At 71.3% G+C, this 16,549-nt stretch carries 14 protein-coding genes; 7 read left to right on the plus strand and 7 right to left on the minus strand.

Annotated elements, in window-relative coordinates:
* Window positions 1-53: 53 nt before the first annotated feature.
* Complete coding sequence (aspS, locus tag G3I53_RS32065) at window positions 54-1,817, minus strand: aspartate--tRNA ligase (protein ID WP_164334623.1); 1,764 nt, start codon at window positions 1,815-1,817, stop codon at window positions 54-56.
* Window positions 1,818-1,972: 155 nt separating this feature from the next.
* Between aspS and G3I53_RS32070 the strand changes: the two genes are divergently transcribed.
* Window positions 1,973-4,189 (plus strand): SpoIIE family protein phosphatase, encoded by a 2,217-nt coding sequence (locus G3I53_RS32070; RefSeq protein ID WP_164334622.1) that lies wholly within the window; start codon window positions 1,973-1,975, stop codon window positions 4,187-4,189.
* A 105-nt stretch (window positions 4,190-4,294) separates the two neighbouring features.
* Here G3I53_RS32070 and G3I53_RS32075 read toward each other — a convergent pair whose 3' ends face one another.
* Window positions 4,295-5,266, minus strand: a complete 972-nt coding sequence (locus G3I53_RS32075) for a pirin family protein (protein ID WP_164334621.1) — start codon at window positions 5,264-5,266, stop codon at window positions 4,295-4,297.
* Window positions 5,267-5,430: 164 nt separating this feature from the next.
* Complete coding sequence (locus G3I53_RS32080; RefSeq protein ID WP_164334620.1) at window positions 5,431-5,895, minus strand: SseB family protein; 465 nt, start codon at window positions 5,893-5,895, stop codon at window positions 5,431-5,433.
* A 161-nt stretch (window positions 5,896-6,056) separates the two neighbouring features.
* Here G3I53_RS32080 and G3I53_RS32085 point away from each other — a divergent pair, with 161 nt between their 5' ends.
* From G3I53_RS32085 to G3I53_RS32100, 4 genes are all read left to right on the plus strand, one after another.
* Complete coding sequence (locus G3I53_RS32085; RefSeq protein ID WP_164334619.1) at window positions 6,057-7,883, plus strand: acyl-CoA dehydrogenase; 1,827 nt, start codon at window positions 6,057-6,059, stop codon at window positions 7,881-7,883.
* Window positions 7,884-7,969: 86 nt separating this feature from the next.
* On the plus strand, window positions 7,970-9,349 hold the full coding sequence (locus tag G3I53_RS32090; protein ID WP_164334618.1) for a M18 family aminopeptidase: 1,380 nt from the start codon (window positions 7,970-7,972) through the stop codon (window positions 9,347-9,349).
* 98 nt (window positions 9,350-9,447) lie between these two features.
* Window positions 9,448-9,696, plus strand: a complete 249-nt coding sequence (locus G3I53_RS32095) for a DUF6458 family protein (RefSeq protein ID WP_164334617.1) — start codon at window positions 9,448-9,450, stop codon at window positions 9,694-9,696.
* Between the two features lie 200 nt (window positions 9,697-9,896).
* Entirely contained in the window at window positions 9,897-10,388 is a 492-nt protein-coding gene (locus G3I53_RS32100) for an LURP-one-related family protein (protein ID WP_164334616.1), read from the plus strand.
* A gap of 135 nt (window positions 10,389-10,523) precedes the next feature.
* Here the strand turns inward: G3I53_RS32100 and G3I53_RS32105 are convergent, their stop codons facing one another.
* Window positions 10,524-11,336, minus strand: coding sequence for a carbon-nitrogen family hydrolase (locus tag G3I53_RS32105; protein ID WP_164333188.1), 813 nt, complete (start codon window positions 11,334-11,336; stop codon window positions 10,524-10,526).
* A 175-nt stretch (window positions 11,337-11,511) separates the two neighbouring features.
* On the opposite strand from G3I53_RS32105, the gene G3I53_RS32110 reads away from it, so the two are divergent.
* Entirely contained in the window at window positions 11,512-12,336 is an 825-nt protein-coding gene (locus G3I53_RS32110) for a maleylpyruvate isomerase family mycothiol-dependent enzyme (RefSeq protein WP_164333189.1), read from the plus strand.
* A gap of 87 nt (window positions 12,337-12,423) precedes the next feature.
* Here the strand turns inward: G3I53_RS32110 and G3I53_RS32115 are convergent, their stop codons facing one another.
* A complete protein-coding gene (locus G3I53_RS32115) occupies window positions 12,424-13,734 on the minus strand; it encodes an MFS transporter (RefSeq protein ID WP_164333190.1) in 1,311 nt (436 codons plus the stop codon).
* Window positions 13,731-14,384, minus strand: a complete 654-nt coding sequence (locus tag G3I53_RS32120) for a GntR family transcriptional regulator (protein WP_164333191.1) — start codon at window positions 14,382-14,384, stop codon at window positions 13,731-13,733. The genes G3I53_RS32115 and G3I53_RS32120 overlap by 4 nt, the downstream gene beginning before the upstream one ends.
* A 207-nt stretch (window positions 14,385-14,591) precedes the next feature.
* On the opposite strand from G3I53_RS32120, the gene G3I53_RS32125 reads away from it, so the two are divergent.
* Window positions 14,592-15,491 carry a D-alanyl-D-alanine carboxypeptidase gene (locus G3I53_RS32125; protein WP_164333192.1) on the plus strand — a complete coding sequence of 300 codons (900 nt, stop codon included), beginning with the start codon at window positions 14,592-14,594 and terminating at the stop codon, window positions 15,489-15,491.
* A 146-nt stretch (window positions 15,492-15,637) separates the two neighbouring features.
* Here the strand turns inward: G3I53_RS32125 and G3I53_RS32130 are convergent.
* A partial coding sequence (locus G3I53_RS32130) for a dihydrolipoamide acetyltransferase family protein (RefSeq protein ID WP_164439028.1) occupies window positions 15,638-16,549 on the minus strand: 912 nt, incomplete at its 5' end.

Genomic DNA, 16,549 nt, shown 5'->3' on the forward strand with positions numbered 1-16,549 from the left:
CGGAAGCGGTGAACGCTTCCGGGCCCCTCGCACGGCCGGCGGGCCGGTGCCGGCTACTTCGGCTGGGGCTTGCGCACCGAGAGGTGCAGTTCCTTCAGCCGGGCCTCGTCCAGCTCCGTCGGGGCGCCCATCATCAGGTCCTGGGCGTTGCCGTTGAGCGGGAAGGCGATGGTCTCGCGGATGTTGGGCTCGTCGGCGAGGAGCATCACGATGCGGTCGACGCCGGGGGCGATGCCGCCGTGCGGCGGGGCGCCGAAGCGGAACGCGCGGAGCATGCCGGCGAACTGTTCCTCGACGGTCTCCCGGTCGTAGCCCGCGATCTCGAACGCCTTGAGCATGATCTCCGGCTCGTGGTTCCGGATCGCGCCGGAGGACAGCTCGACACCGTTGCAGACGATGTCGTACTGCCAGCCCAGGATGTCCAGCGGGTCCTGCGTCTGCAGGGCCTCCATGCCGCCCTGCGGCATGGAGAACGGGTTGTGCGAGAAGTCGATCCTGCCGGTGTCCTCGTCCCGCTCGTACATCGGGAAGTCGACGATCCAGCAGAAGCGGAAGACGTTCTCCTCGAACTGTCCGGCCCGCTTGGCGGCCTCCACGCGGACCGCGCCCATGATCTTCGAGACCTCGTCGAACTCACCGGCGCCGAAGAACACCGCGTGGCCGGGGGCGAGGGCGAGCCGCTTGGTCAGCTCCGCGACGTTCGCCTCGGTGAGGAACTTGGCGATCGGGCCGGTCAGCGAGCCGTCCTCACCGACGCGCACCCAGGCCAGGCCCTTGGCGCCCTGAGACACCGCGTAGTCGCCGAGCTGGTCGAAGAACTTGCGGGGCTGGCCGGAGACGTCCGGCACGGCCAGCGCGCGCACGTGCTTGCCGGCGAACGCCTTGAACTCCGAGCCCTCGAAGACGTCGGTGATGTCGACGAGCTCCAGCTTGGCGCGCAGGTCCGGCTTGTCGGAGCCGTACTTCAGCATGGCCTCGCGGAACGGGATCCGCGGGAACGGGGACGTCACGTGACGGCCGTTGCCGAACTCCTCGAACAGCTCGGTCATCAGCTTCTCGATGGGCTGGAAGACGTCCTCCTGCTCGACGAAGCTCATCTCCACGTCGAGCTGGTAGAACTCGCCCGGCGAGCGGTCGGCGCGGGCGTCCTCGTCGCGGAAGCAGGGCGCGATCTGGAAGTAGCGGTCGAAGCCGGAGATCATCAGCAGCTGCTTGAACTGCTGCGGCGCCTGCGGCAGCGCGTAGAACTTGCCGGGGTTCAGGCGGGAGGGGACGACGAAGTCGCGGGCGCCCTCCGGGGAGGTGGCGCTCAGGATCGGCGTCGCCATCTCGTTGAAGCCCAGGGCGGTCATCTTCTGGCGGATGGCCGAGATGACCGAGGTCCGCAGCAGGATGTTGCGGTGCATGCGCTCGCGGCGCAGGTCGAGGAAGCGGTACTCCAGGCGCCGCTCCTCGTTGACCCCGTCCTCGGCGTTGATGGTGAACGGCAGGGGGGCCGCGGCGCCCAGCACCTCGACCTCACCGACCTCGACCTCGATCTCGCCGGTCGGCAGCTCGGGGTTGACGTTGTCCGCGCCGCGGGAGACGACCTTGCCGTCGACCCGGACGACCGTCTCCTTGGACAGCTTGTCCAGCGCCTCGTAGGCCTCCGTGCCCGGCCGGGCGACGAGCTGCGTGATGCCGTAGTGGTCGCGCAGATCGATGAAGAGGATGCCGCCCAGGTCGCGCCGATTGTGCAGCCAGCCACTCAGCCGGACGTCGCTGCCGACGTCAGAGGCGCGGAGCTCGCCGCAGGTGTGGGACCTGTACCGATGCATCGTCGTTCATCCAGTCTTCGCGGATCGGGGCTTTGTTTCACGTGAAACTCCCCCAAGCCTACCGGCCGGTCCAAGATCAGCTCCCCCCGATTACCACTCGTGCACGCGTGCGACAACAGTGGCACCGTTCGCCTGAATCTTCCTAAAGTGGGGCAATGCGCACTGGTGAGCCCCTGCCGTCCGTGGGCGATGTCCTCGCCGCTCTCGACACCGGCCGCTGGCACTGGGACACCGCCGCGGGCACGGTCACGGTCGACGCCGTGGCGGCTCGGCTGCTCGGTCTGCCCGCGGAGCAGGCACAGCTCACGGAGGCCAGGGTGCGGGCCCGGCTGCACCCCGTCGACTGGAACGAGATCACCGGGGTGGTCCGGCTCGCCCTCGCCGAGGGCACCCTGGGCGAGGTCCGCATCCGGATCATGGGCGACCAGCGGCGGATGAACGGACAGGCACAGGTCCTGCGGGTGGTGCGCAGCCGCTTCCGGCCGTCCTTCGACCCCGAACGCAAGGCCTACGTCCTGACCGGCACCCTCCAGGAGGTCACCGACCCCGCCCCCGGCACGTCCGCCGGCCGCAACGCGGTCACCGGCGACTGGCGGCGCTCACGCGAGGCGTTCCTGCTGGACGCGGGCAGGGCGCTGGCCGAGGCGCGCTCCACGCAGGAGGTGCTGCGGGTCGCGGCGAACCTCTCCATGCCGGGCTTCTCCCCGGACGGTCTCGCGGTGTTCGGCGTCGAGGCCGACCGGCTCACGATCATCGGTCACCACGGTCACGAGGCCGGCGACGACAACCCGTTCACCTTCATGCCGCTGGACACCGACTACCCGGCCACCGAGGTCCTCCGCACCGGCCGCGCGGTCTACCTGTCGTCCCCGGAGGAGTACAAGGAGCGCTATCCGCTGACCTGGCCGCTCGCCCAGCGCTTCGGCCGCCGGTCCTGGGCGTTCCTGCCGCTGACCGTGTCCGGCCGGACCATGGGCACGTGGATGGCGGCCTTCACCTACCCGGTCGCCTTCACCCCCGACGAACGGTCCGTGCTGACCACGGTGGCGCGGATGCTGGCCCAGGCGCTGTCCCGCGCGGGCACCGCCGAGAGCGAGCGGGCGCTGACCGACGGACTCCAGCAGTCGATGCTGCCCAGACTGGGACCGCAGCGCATCCCCGGCATGCGCGTCGCCGCGCGCTACGTGCCCACCGGCGGCGGACTCCAGGTCGGCGGCGACTGGTACGACATGATCCCGCTGCCCGGGGGGAACCGGTTCGCCCTCGTCATCGGCGACGTGCAGGGACACGACGTGCGGGCCGCGGGCCTCATGGGCCAGCTGCGGATCGCCCTGCGCGCCTACGCGTCCGAGGGACACCCGCCCGACGCCGTCCTGGCCCGCGCCTCCCGCTTCCTGCACGGGATAGGCGACGGCGACCCCGACGAGCTGCGCTTCGCCACCTGCCTGTACGTGGAGGTCGACCCCGCCACCGGCGTCCTGGAGTTCGCCCGCGCCGGGCACCCCGACCCGGTGATCCGCATGGCCGACGCGACGGTCCTGTCCCGGCCCACCGCGGGCGGCCTGCCCCTGGGCATCGACCCGGACGCCGACTACCCCATCACGCGGCTCGTCCTGGAACCCGGCGAGACCCTGCTGATCTGCACCGACGGCCTCATCGAGACCGGCGGCCACGACCTGGACACCGGCTGGCAGCGCCTGCGGACCGCCCTCGAGGAGCACCGGGGCAACCTGGAGGAACTGGCCGACGCCGTGGTCCAGGCCGTGCACGGCCCCCGCTCCCACCACACGACCGGCCCGCTCACCGACCGCCGCGAGGACGACATCGCCGTGCTGCTGCTGTGCCGCGCCGGCGACGGATGCGGCTGCGGCGCCGACCGGGACCTCGTACGGCCCCCCGTGCGCCGGACGATGCTGACGGTGGCCCAGACCGAACCGGAACAGGTCTCGGTCGCCCGGCAGCAACTGCGCGAGCTGCTGCACGACTGGTCCTCCCCGGACCAGCTCGACTCGGCGGTGCTGCTGCTGTCGGAGGTCCTCACCAACGTCCTGGTGCACACCGACGCCGACGCCCTGATGGTCGCGGAGGTCACCGGCGGCGGGGAGGGCCGCCGGGTCCGCATCGAGGTCACCGACACCGTCGACGACCTCCCCCACCTCCGCTCCCCCGGCGAGCTGGCCTCCTCCGGCCGCGGCCTGCTCCTCATCGAGCTCCTGGCCGACGGCTGGGGCGTCGACCCGCGGGGCCGGGGCAAGACCATCTGGTTCGAGCTGTACGAGACCGGCGACCCGTCCGGCGCGGGCGGAACCACCGGCACGAACGGCGCCGCCCGCCCCACCCGCCCACGGAGCGACGACACCGGCCGCCTCTGAACGGGCCACCGGCCCCCGCGCCCGCCCTGCGGGTCGCATGGCGCCCCACGCGCACGAGCCCCGTCCGGCGGGGACGGGGCTCGTGCACAGGGTGGTGGCCGGGGCCTACAGCCCGCCCTCGCTCATCCCGTGGACCGCCGGGATGGTGCCGAGGCGGCCCTTCTGGAAGTCCTCGAAGGCCTGCTGGAGCTCCTCGCGGGTGTTCATGACGAACGGGCCGTAGTGGGCCATGGGCTCGCGGATCGGGCGGCCGCCGAGGAGGACGACCTCCAGGTCCGGGGTGTTCGAGTCCTGCTGCTCGTCCGCGCGGACGGTGAGCGAGGAGCCGGTGCCGAAGACGGCGGTCTGGCCCACGTGGACGGGACGGCGCTCGGCGCCGACCGCGCCCTTGCCCGCCATGACGTACGCCAGGCCGTTGAAGTCCTCGCGCCACGGCAGGGTGACCTCGGCGCCCGGGGCGAGCGTGGCGTGGATCATGGTGATCGGGGTGTGCGTGATGCCGGGGCCCTGGTGGCCGTCCAGCTCGCCCGCGATGACCCGCAGCAGCGCGCCGCCGTCCTGGGAGGTCAGCAGCTGGACGCTGCCGCCGCGGATGTCCTGGTAGCGCGGGGCCATCATCTTGTCCTTGGCCGGGAGGTTCACCCACAGCTGGAGGCCGTGGAAGAGGCCGCCCGAGACGACCAGGTGCTCCGGCGGCGCCTCGATGTGCAGCAGGCCCGCGCCCGCCGTCATCCACTGGGTGTCGCCGTTGGTGATGGTGCCGCCGCCCCCGTTGGAGTCCCGGTGGTCGAAGACGCCGTCGATGATGTAGGTCACGGTCTCGAAGCCGCGGTGGGGGTGCCAGGGGGTGCCCTTGGGCTCGCCCGGCGCGTACTCCACCTCACCCATCTGGTCCATCATGATGAACGGGTCGAGATGGCGGTAGTTGATCCCGGCGAACGCCCGGCGGACCGGGAAGCCCTCACCCTCGAAACCGCTCGGCGCGGTCGTGACGGCGAGCACGGGACGTGCCACGGCATCGTTCTGCACGGTCACACGGGGCAGCGTCAACGGGTTCTCGACGGTCACTGCGGGCATGGCGTACCTCCTCGGTTGCGGCCATTTTAGTTGAGCGTTGAACTTCTCGCCACCCCGAACGACGAGAGCCCGGAGGGCATTCCCTCCGGGCCATCAGGCGTGCGGGTCGACGGCGGCCGGCCGCCCGCGGGCAACGGCGTCAGCCGTCTGCGTGACAGGGGGCGTCAGCCGTACATCCGGCGCATCGCGAACTCGACCATCTGCTCCACGGCCTTCGCGTCGAACACCATCCGGTGCTCGCCCTCCATGTCGAGCACGAAGCCGTAGCCGGTGGGCAGCAGGTCGATCACCTCCGCCCCCGTGATCACGAAGTACTTGGACTCCTTGCCCGCGTACCGGCGCAGCTCCTTGAGCGAGGTGAACATCGGAATCACCGGCTGCTGGGTGTTGTGCAGCGCCAGGAACCCCGGGTTGTCGCCCCGCGGGCAGTAGACCTTGGACGTCGCGAAGATCTGCTGGAAGTCCTCGGCGGCCAGCTGACCGGTGGTGAAGGCGCGCACCGCGTCCGCGAGCGAGGGCGGGGACGGCTCGGGGTACAGCGGCGGCTGCTGCCCGTACCCGCCCGGCACGTGCTGCTGCGGCGGGACGTAACCCTGTTGCGCTCCGGCGCTCTGGTCGTAGCCGTACATGCCGCACAGACTACTGACCCGCGCGAGGGCTGAGTCACAGATGTCCGGATCAGGGTTGCTTCTTATTACCGACGGGTAGCATCATCGTAGCTACTTGTTGGTACGTGAACTAGCGCGAGGAGTCAGTGCCTCGCCGATCTCTCTCTAACGGAGCCGTCGCCATGGGGCACTACAAGTCGAATCTCCGCGACATCGAGTTCAACCTCTTCGAAGTACTCGGACGCGACAAGCTGTACGGCACGGGTCCCTTCGAGGAGATGGACGTCGACACCGCGAAAAGCATCCTCGAGGAGCTGAACCGCCTCTCGGAGAACGAGCTGGCCGAGTCCTTCGCCGACGCCGACCGCAACCCGCCGGTCTTCGACCCGGAGACCAGCACGGCCCCGGTCCCGGCGTCCTTCAAGAAGAGCTACCAGGCCTTCATGGACTCCGAGTACTGGCGCCTCGGCCTGCCCGAGGAGATCGGCGGCACCACGGCGCCCCGCTCCCTGATCTGGGCCTACGCCGAGCTCATCCTCGGTGCCAACCCGGCCGTGTGGATGTACTCCTCGGGCCCCGCCTTCGCCGGCATCCTCTTCGAGGAGGGCAACGAGGTCCAGAAGCACATCGCGAAGTTCGCCACCGAGAAGCAGTGGGGCTCCACGATGGTGCTCACCGAGCCGGACGCCGGCTCGGACGTGGGCGCCGGCCGCACCAAGGCCGTGCAGCAGGAGGACGGCTCCTGGCACATCGAGGGCGTGAAGCGCTTCATCACCTCCGGTGAGCACGACATGTCGGAGAACATCCTCCACTACGTGCTCGCCCGCCCCGAGGGCGCCGGCCCCGGCACCAAGGGCCTGTCCCTCTTCCTCGTCCCGAAGTACCTCTTCGACTTCGAGACCGGCGAGCTGGGCGAGCGCAACGGCGTCTACGCCACGAACGTCGAGCACAAGATGGGTCTTAAGGCGTCCAACACCTGCGAGATGACCTTCGGCGACAAGCACCCCGCCAAGGGCTGGCTGATCGGCGACAAGCACGACGGCATCCGCCAGATGTTCCGCATCATCGAGTTCGCCCGCATGATGGTCGGCACGAAGGCGATCTCCACGCTGTCGACGGGCTACCTCAACGCGCTGGAGTACGCCAAGGAGCGCGTCCAGGGCCCCGACCTGGCGAACTTCATGGACAAGACCGCGCCCAAGGTCACCATCACCCACCACCCGGACGTGCGCCGCTCGCTCATGACGCAGAAGGCGTACGCCGAGGGCATGCGCGCCCTGGTGATGTACACCGCCTCCGTCCAGGACGCCATCCAGGTCAAGGAGGCGAACGGCGAGGACGCCTCCACCGAGCACGCCCTCAACGACCTGCTCCTGCCGATCGTGAAGGGCTACGGCTCCGAGAAGGCCTACGAGCAGCTCGCCCAGTCGCTGCAGATCTTCGGCGGCTCCGGCTTCCTGCAGGAGTACCCGATCGAGCAGTACATCCGGGACGCCAAGATCGACACCCTGTACGAGGGCACCACCGCCATCCAGGGCCAGGACTACTTCTTCCGGAAGATCGTCCGCAACCAGGGCGCCGCCCTGAACTCGCTCGCCGAGGACATCAAGAAGTTCCTCGCCCTCGGCACCGGCGGCGAGGAGCTGGCCGGCGCCCGCGAGCACCTGGCCAAGGCGGCCGTCGAGCTGGAGGCCGTCGTCGGCCTGATGCTCACCGATCTCGCGGCCACCGAGCAGGACGTCAAGAACATCTACAAGGTGGGCCTGAACACCACCCGCCTGCTGATGGCCTCCGGCGACGTCGTCGTCGGCTACCTGCTGCTCAAGGGCGCGGCCGTCGCCGCCGAGAAGCTCCCGACGGCGAGCGCCAAGGACCAGGCGTTCTACACCGGCAAGATCGCCGCGGCGAAGTTCTTCGCGGCCAACGTCCTGCCCGGCGTGACCCTGGCCCGCAAGGTCGCCGAGGGCGTCGAGCTGGACCTGATGGAGCTGGACGAGGCCGCCTTCTAGGCACAGATCCGGCACCACCGCCGTACGGACCGCGCGAGGGTCCGCTCCCATGGGGGGCGGGCCCTCGTCCTCGTTAAGGTGAACCCATGAGCGAAACCGTCCGCCCCTCCTCCGCCGCCGCTCCCGCCACGAGCTCCACGGGAGCCACCGGGGCGTTCCACCGCGGCCACACCGACGACCTCATGTCCTTCCTGTCGGCCGCCCCCACGCCGTACCACGCGGTGGCCGAGGCCGCCGCGCGACTGGAGAAGGCGGGCTTCCGGCAGGTGTCGGAGACGGACGCCTGGGACGCGGAGAACACCAAGGCGGGCGGCCGGTACGTGCTGCGCGGTGGCGCCATCGTCGCCTGGTACGTGCCGGAGGGCGCGACCACGCACACCCCCTTCCGGATCGTCGGCGCCCACACCGACTCCCCCAACCTGCGGGTGAAGCCGCAGCCCGACAGCGGGGCGCACGGCTGGCGCCAGGTCGCCGTGGAGATCTACGGCGGCCCGCTGCTCAACTCCTGGCTCGACCGGGACCTGGGCCTCGCCGGACGGCTGTCCCTGCGCGACGGCACCACCCGCCTGGTCAACGTCGACCGGCCCCTGCTGCGCATCCCGCAGCTCGCCATCCACCTGGACCGGGCCGTCAACAGCGACGGGCTCAAGCTGGACAAGCAGCGGCACCTGCAGCCCGTGTGGGGCCTGGGCGACGACGTGCGCGACGGTGACCTCATCACGTTCCTCGGCGAGGCCGCCGGCGTCCCGTCGGGCCAGGTCACCGGCTGGGACCTGATGGTGCACCCGGTCGAGCCGCCCGCCTACCTCGGCCGCGACCAGGAACTGCTGGCCGGCCCCCGCATGGACAACCTGCTCTCCGTCCACGCCGGTACGGCCGCGCTGGCCGCGGTGGCCGGACACGCCGCGAACCCGCAGGCGGGCAGGCGTCGCCTGCCGTACATCCCCGTGTTCGCCGCCTTCGACCACGAGGAGAACGGCTCCCAGTCGGACTCCGGCGCCGACGGCCCGCTGCTCGGCAACGTGCTCTCCCGCTCGGTGTTCGCGCGCGGCGGCTCCTACGAGGACCGGGCGCGCGCCCTCGCCGGCAGCGTCTGCCTGTCCTCCGACACCGGCCACGGCGTGCACCCCAACTACGCGGAGCGCCACGACCCCACGCACCACCCGCGGGTCGACGGCGGCCCCATCCTGAAGGTCAACGTCAACAACCGCTACGCCACGGACGGTTCGGGCCGCGCGGTGTTCGCCGCCGCCTGCGAGAAGGCGGGCGTACCCTTCCAGTCGTTCGTCTCCAACAACTCCATGCCGTGCGGCACCACGATCGGCCCGATCACCGCCGCCCGCCACGGCATCAAGACGGTCGACATCGGCGTGGCCATCCTGTCCATGCACAGCGCCCGCGAACTGTGCGGCGCCCGCGACCCGTTCATGCTGGCGAACGCCCTGGTGGCCTTCCTGGAGGGCTGACTGACGGAGGGTCGGCCGCCGCTCGACGGCATGAGCGGCGGCGGGCCGGGTACACGGTGTCGACGACCGGAACGACCGGACGGGAAGGCGACACACTCATGGGTCTCGGTGGATGCATACTCCTCATTGCCGTGGGGGCGATCCTCACGTTCGCGACCGACTGGGACATGCAGGGTGTCAACCTTGACCTGGTCGGCGTCATCTTCATGATCGTCGGCCTGATCGGGGTGGCGACCTTCAGCAGCATCGCCCGGCGCCGCCGGGTCGTCGTGCCGCCCGCCACGCCGGTCGTCGACGACACCCGGCCGCCGCACCGCGACGGCTACAGCGACGGGTACGGCGTCTGATCGGGCGGCTGTCGGGGCCCGCGGCCCCAGCGGTGCCACGGCACCCGGCCCGCGCGGTCTCACGGTGCCCGGCCCGGGCGGCCGTCACGGCGGTGGTCGCGGGGGCGCGCCCCCGGCCTCCGCTCCCTCCGCTCCCCGCGTGGCGCCGAACGGCCTACCCCGCGGCGTCCCGTCCACGGGGGCGGGGAAGGGCTGGTGGCATGAGATTCCTCGTACGCGAGCGGCTGCTCGGCATCGGTGACGACTACTGGATCGAGGACGACCGGGGCAACAAGGTCTACCTCGTCGACGGCAAGGCGATGCGGCTGCGGGACACCTTCGAGCTGAAGGACGCCCAGGGCCGGGTCCTCGTCGACATCCGCAAGAAGATGTTCGCCCTGCGCGACACCATGGTGATGGAACGCGGCGGCGAACCGCTGGCGACGATCCGCCGCAAGCGGCTGTCCCTGCTGCGCAACCACTACCGGGTCGCCCTGGCCGACGGCAGCGAACTGGACGTCAGCGGCCGCATCCTCGACCGCGAGTTCGCCGTCGAGTACGACGGCGAACTCCTCGCCGTCGTCTCCCGCCGGTGGCTGCACGTCCGGGAGACCTACGGCGTCGACGTCGTGCGCGAGGACGCGGACCCGGCGCTGCTGATCGCGGTGGCGGTGTGCGTCATCCACCTCGCGGACAAGGAGCGGGACGACTGACCCATGCCCGCCCCCGCCGGCGCCGGGTGACGGACACGACGGCCGCCGCCGGCGCCGGGTGACGGACACGACGGCCGCCGCCGGCGCCGGGTGACGACGGACACGGCGACCGCCGCCGGCACCGGGTGCCGGCCCTCAGTGCCGGGGTTCCGCCAGCCCCAGGACCCGGTCCTTCAGGGCGGGGAAGCGCGCGCGGGTGCCCGCCACCGCGGCCGGGTCGAAGTCCACGGTGAGGACCTGTTCCCCGGGACCGGCCTCGGCCAGCACCTCGCCCCAGGGATCCACCACGACCGAGTGGCCCGCCTGCGGGATGCCGCCGTGCGTGCCGGCCGTGCCGCAGGCCAGGACGAACGCCTGGTTCTCCACCGCCCGCGCCCGCGCCAGCAGCGTCCAGTGGGAGCGGCGGCGCTCCGGCCAGCCCGCCGGGACGACGAGGGTCTCCGCGCCCTCGTCGACGAGGGCGCGGAAGAGCTCCGGGAAGCGCAGGTCGTAGCAGGTCGCGAGCCCGAGCACCGTGTCCGGCAGACGGACCGTCACGAGGCTGTCGCCCGCGCCCATCAGCACGGCCTCGCCCTTGTCGAAGCCGAAGCGGTGGATCTTCCGGTAGGCGGCGGCCAGGTCGCCGGAGGGGGAGAAGACGAGCGAGGTGTTGTAGAGGACGCCCTCCCCGGCGCCGTCATCGGCGGGCGCCCGCTCCGGGACGGACCCCGCGTGCAGCCACACGCCGGCGTCGCTCGCCGCCTTGGCCATCACCTCGCGGGTGGGCCCGTCGAGCGGTTCCGCCGCGCCCGCGAACTCCTCGAACGCGAAGGCACCCGTGGTCCACAGCTCGGGCAGCACCACGAGATCGGCCCCGGCCTGCTCCCGCACCAGGGCGGCGGCCCGCTGCCGACGCGATTCGACCGATTCGCCCTCGTTCACGGCGATCTGGAGGAGAGAAGCGCGCACACTACCACCGTCCTGGCATTCGACCCGCGGCCACGGGCCTACGATCGTCACACCAAAGCACTGCCGGGGTGCCCCACAGCAGCGTAACTTGGGGGTCCCGCCGAGTGCAGCCACCGCCCACAGGCACCGCCGCCACAACCTGCCCGTGTACCGACCGCCGAGGGGTCCCAGTTCCGTGAGCCTGCATCCCGCCCTTCAGTCCTACGCCGACGCCTGGACGCACTCCATCGACGCGATATCCGAGCTGGTGCAGCCGCTCGTGGAGGCCGACTGGAACCGGCGGACGCCCTGCCCGGGCTGGTCGGTCCGTGATGTGGTGTCCCACGTCATCGGACTGGACACCGAGATGCTCGGCGACCCGCGTCCCATCCACACGCTGCCGCGCGACCTGTTCCACGTCACCAACGACCACCAGCGCTACATGGAGATGCAGGTCGACGTGCGCCGCCACCACACGGCGCCGGAGATGACGGCCGAGCTGGAGTACGTCGTCATCCGCCGCAACCGCCAGCTGCGCAACGAGTCCCGCGACCCCTCCACCATGGTGCGCGGCCCGCTCGGCACCGAGCTCACGCTCGAGGAGTCCATGCGCCGGCACGCCTTCGACGTGTGGGCCCACGAGCAGGACCTGCGCGCGGCCCTCGGCCGCCCCGGCAACCTCGACTCCCCCGGCGCGCACGTCGCCCGCGACGTCCTGCTCGGCGAGCTGCCCCGGGTGGTGGCCGACGAGGCCCAGGCGCCCCGCAGCTCGGCCGTCGTCGTCGACGTGCACGGCCCGCTGGAGTTCCTGCGCACGGTCCGCGTCGACATCCAGGGCCGCGGCACGCTGGAGACCGCGCCCGCGCTGGGCCCGGCCGTCACCCTCACCCTCGACTGGGAGACGTACGTCCGCCTGGCCTGCGGCCGGGTGACCCACGAGCAGGTGGCGGACCGCATCAAGACCGAGGGCGACCCGGAGCTCGCGGAGGCGATCCTGCGCCACTTCGCCGTGACCCGGTAACGCCCGGTCGTCCCGCGGGGCGGCTCGCCCCGGCACGGGTGCGGGTGCCCGCGGACGGCACCCGCACCGGAACCCTGCACCGGAGCCCTAGACGGGCACGTGCTGCGTCTCCACCCTGCTCGCCACCAGCCGCTCCCGTTCGCGGCGCACCGCCCGGCGGCGCAGCCGCAGGATCTGGCTGACGCCGAGCACCTGGAGCACGAAGACGGACGAGAAGGCGACCGTGTAGTCGTCGCCCGTGGCGTCCAGCAGCACGCCCACGGCGAAAAGGGTGGTCATCGAGGCGATGAAGCCGCCCATGTTGGTGATCCCGGACGCCGTGCCCTGCCGCTCGGGCGGGTTGGCGGGCCGGGCGAAGTCGAAGCCGATCATGGACGCCGGTCCGCAGGCCCCCAGCACCGTGCACAGCACGACGAGCAGCCACATCGGCGCGGTCGCGGCCGGATGGGCGAGCGTGGCGGCCCACACCAGCGCCGTGACCCCCACGGTGCCCAGCGCCAGCGGCAGCCGGGCCCCGTGGTGCCGGGCGACGACCTGGCCGTAGACGAGCCCGACGGCCATGTTGGACAGCACCACCAGCGTGAGCAGCTCGCCCGCCGTGGCCCGGGACAGCCCCTGCGCCTCGACGAGGAACGGCATGCCCCACAGCAGCAGGAACACCATCGCCGGGAACTGGGTGGTGAAGTGCACCCACAGACCCAGCCGGGTGCCCGGCTCCCGCCAGGAGGCCGCGATCTGGCGGCGCACATAGGCGACGCCCTGCTGCCTCACCGGCTCCGGAGCGTGCCCCTCCGGGTGGTCCTTGAGGAACAGCACGACCAGCACGAACACCACGGCGCCGGCGAGCGCGCTGCCGCCGAACGCCGCCGTCCAGCCCAGGTCGTGCAGCAGCCGGGACAGCACCAGCGTGGACACGAGGTTGCCGGCCATGCCGACCAGGCCGGCCATCTGCGCGACGAACGGGCTGCGCCGGGCCGGGAACCACCGGGTGCCCAGCCGCAGCACGCTGATGAACGTCATCGCGTCGCCGCAGCCCAGCAGCACCCGCGCGGCCAGCGCCATCCCGTACGTCGGGGACAGCGCGAAGCCGAGCTGCCCCACCGTGAACAGCACGGCGCCCATGCCCAGCACCTTCTTCGTGCCGAGCCGGTCGACCAGCAGGCCGACGGGTATCTGCATGCCCGCGTAGACCATCAGCTGGAGGATGGAGAACGTGGACAGGGCGGAGGCGTTGACGTCGAAGCGGTCCGCGGCGTCCAGCCCCGCCACGCCCAGCGACGTGCGGAAGATGACCGCGACGAAGTAGACGGAGACGCCGATCCCCCACACGGCGAGGGCGCGCCGCCCCCCGGGCGGATCGGCCGGCCGGACGGCGGCGGCGCGGTCGGTGCCGCTCATCGCACCTCGCCCCGGGCCAGGTGCGAGAACCAGCCGACGTGCCGGTGGACGGCGCCCACGGCGGCCTCCGCGTCGCCCGAGCGCAGGGCCCGGAGGATCTCCTCGTGCTCGGCGAGGGTCTTGGCGATGCGGTCCGGGTGGGAGTGCATGACGGCCACCCCCATCCGCAGCTGGCGGTCGCGCAGCTGGTCGTACAGGCGGGAGAGGATCTCGTTGCCGCCGCTGCGGACGATCTCCGCGTGGAAGCAGCGGTCGGTGACGGACGCCGCCGCGAAGTCCCCGGCGGCGGCCTGCTCCTTCTGCCGCGCCAGCAGCTCCTCCAGGCGCTCCACGAGCGCGGGCGGCGCGGGTACGGCCTTGCGCGCCGCGTGCTCCTCGACGAGCAGCCGGGTCTCGACGACGTCGGCGATCTCCTGCGCGGAGACAGGCAGCACCAGGGCGCCCTTCTTCGGGTAGAGCCGGAGCAGGCCCTCGGCCTCCAGCCGCAGCAGTGCTTCGCGCACGGGGGTGCGGGAGACCCCGACGGCCTCGGCCAGCTCCCCCTCGGTGAGGAGCGTCCCACCCTCGTAGCGGCGCTCGAGGACGCCCTGCTTGACATGGGTGTAGACGCGGTCGGCGGCAGGGGGTTGCTTCACGTCGGCCAGGCTCATGCCGACAGGATAGATACAACAGGGACACATCCCGGAACCCGTTCCACGATGCGGACCGGGTGCCGGAACGTGACGGCCCCGGACTTTTCACGACACCCGCACAACCATCACCCCCCGACGCGAGTCAGACACGTGCGGCCCCCTTACCGGCCGCACCCTCAACTCGGCCGCACCGTACGGCCATTCACGGTAATCGGGGTACCTCAGTTGAAAACCGGCATTAAGGGCGTCCGTCTGAGCAGAGCCGTCGGCGTGGCCCTGACGACGGGCGCCGTGATCGCCTCCGGAGCCCTCTACGCTGCACCCGCCCAGGCCGCCTCCGTCCCCACGATCGTCGCCAAGGGCGGCTACGTGATGAACAACGGGAACGGCAAGTCGCTGTACAGCAAGTCCGCGGACATCCGCCGCTCGACCGGCTCCACCACGAAGATCATGACCGCCAAGGTCGTGCTGGCGCAGAAGAACCTGAACCTCGACGCCAAGGTCACGATCCAGAAGGCCTACAGCGACTACATCGTCTCCAGGAACGCCTCCTCCGCCCGCCTGATCGTCGGCGACAAGGTCACGGTGCGCCAGCTCCTCTACGGCCTCATGCTGCCGTCCGGCTGCGACGCGGCGTACGCCCTCGCCGACAAGTTCGGCTCGGGCAAGACCCGTGCGGCCCGCGTGAAGTCCTTCGTCGGCAAGATGAACGCGGACGCGAAGAAGCTGGGCCTGAAGAACACCCACTTCGACTCGTTCGACGGCATCGGCAACGGCAAGAACTACTCCACGCCGCGCGACCTGACGAAGATCGCCAGCAGTGCGATGAAGAACTCCACGTTCCGCTCGATCGTCAAGACCAAGAAGTACACGGCCAAGACGAAGACGAAGACGGGCAGCACCCGCACTATGGCGCCGTGGACCAACACCAACACGCTGCTCAGCAACTACAGCGGCACGATCGGCGTGAAGACCGGCTCCGGCTCCGTCTCGAAGTACTGCCTGGTCTTCGCCGCCACGCGGAACGGCAAGACGGTCATCGGCACCGTCCTCGCCTCCTCCTCGGGCGCCCAGCGCGAGAAGGACGCCAAGAAGCTCCTGGGCTACGGCTTCGGCAAGATCTGACCCGGCCGGCCGACGGCCACGGATCACCGGCAAGGGGCTCGTCCGATGGCGCGGGGCACGCGTCCTGAGCCGGGTACGGCAGGAGGGGCGCCGCAGCTCGAAAGCGCGGCGCCCCTCCCGGCGTCAGCCGGCCCGGATCGTGGCCGTCAGGCCCAGGTGATCAGCCTCTTCGGCTGTTCCAGGACCGCGGCCACGTCGGCCAGGACCTTGGAGCCGAGTTCACCGTCGACCAGGCGGTGGTCGAAGGACAGGGCGAGGGTGGTGACCTGACGCGGCTTCACCTTGCCCTTGTGGACCCACGGCTGGAGCTTGATCGCCCCGACCGCGAGGATCGCGGACTCGCCGGGATTGAGGATGGGCGTGCCCGTGTCGACGCCGAAGACGCCGACGTTGGTGATGGTCACCGTGCCGCCCTGCATCGCGGACGGGGAGGTCTTGCCCTCCCGTGCCGTGGACACCAGTTCGCCGAGGGACTCGGCCAGCTGCGGCAGGGTCTTGGCGTGGGCGTCCTTGATGTTCGGGACGATCAGACCGCGCGGGGTGGCCGCCGCGATGCCCAGGTTGACGTAGTGCTTGAGCACGATCTCCTGGGCCGCCTCGTCCCAGGAGGCGTTGATGTCCGGGTTGCGGCGGATCGCGACCAGCAGGGCCTTGGCGATCAGCAGCAGCGGGTTGACCCGCAGACCGGCGAACTCCTTGTCCTGCTTGAGCTCCTCGACCAGCTTCATCGTGCGGGTCACGTCGACCGTCACGAACTCCGTGACGTGCGGCGCGGTGAAGGCCGAGCCGACCATCGCCGCCGCCGTCGCCTTGCGCACGCCCTTGACGGGGACGCGGGTCTCGCGGGCGGTGTCGTACGCCGCCGGGGCGGGGGCGGCCTGCGCGGGGGCCGGTGCCGGGGCGGTGGCGGGCGCCTGGGGCTCGGGGGCCTTCGGCTGTGCCGCCGCGTGCACGTCGTCGCGGGTGATGATGCCGTCCGGGCCGGTCGGCACGACCGTGGTCAGGTCGACGCCGAGGTCCTTCGCCAGCTTGCGCACCGGCGGCTTGGCCAGGGGGCG

The sequence above is a fragment of the Streptomyces sp. SID14436 genome, from assembly GCF_010548465.1.
In the GTDB taxonomy this organism is placed as follows: domain Bacteria; phylum Actinomycetota; class Actinomycetes; order Streptomycetales; family Streptomycetaceae; genus Streptomyces.

What these genes read in the sequence shown, in the direction of transcription:
- aspS (WP_164334623.1), bottom strand. Translation starts at nt 1,817, where the DNA reads ATGCATCGGTACAGGTCCCACACCTGCGGCGAGCTCCGCGCCTCTGAC.
- G3I53_RS32070 (WP_164334622.1), top strand. Translation starts at nt 1,973, where the DNA reads ATGCGCACTGGTGAGCCCCTGCCGTCCGTGGGCGATGTCCTCGCCGCT.
- G3I53_RS32075 (WP_164334621.1), bottom strand. Translation starts at nt 5,266, where the DNA reads ATGCCCGCAGTGACCGTCGAGAACCCGTTGACGCTGCCCCGTGTGACC.
- G3I53_RS32080 (WP_164334620.1), bottom strand. Translation starts at nt 5,895, where the DNA reads ATGTACGGCTACGACCAGAGCGCCGGAGCGCAACAGGGTTACGTCCCG.
- G3I53_RS32085 (WP_164334619.1), top strand. Translation starts at nt 6,057, where the DNA reads ATGGGGCACTACAAGTCGAATCTCCGCGACATCGAGTTCAACCTCTTC.
- G3I53_RS32090 (WP_164334618.1), top strand. Translation starts at nt 7,970, where the DNA reads ATGAGCGAAACCGTCCGCCCCTCCTCCGCCGCCGCTCCCGCCACGAGC.
- G3I53_RS32095 (WP_164334617.1), top strand. Translation starts at nt 9,448, where the DNA reads ATGGGTCTCGGTGGATGCATACTCCTCATTGCCGTGGGGGCGATCCTC.
- G3I53_RS32100 (WP_164334616.1), top strand. Translation starts at nt 9,897, where the DNA reads ATGAGATTCCTCGTACGCGAGCGGCTGCTCGGCATCGGTGACGACTAC.
- G3I53_RS32115 (WP_164333190.1), bottom strand. Translation starts at nt 13,734, where the DNA reads ATGAGCGGCACCGACCGCGCCGCCGCCGTCCGGCCGGCCGATCCGCCC.
- G3I53_RS32120 (WP_164333191.1), bottom strand. Translation starts at nt 14,384, where the DNA reads ATGAGCCTGGCCGACGTGAAGCAACCCCCTGCCGCCGACCGCGTCTAC.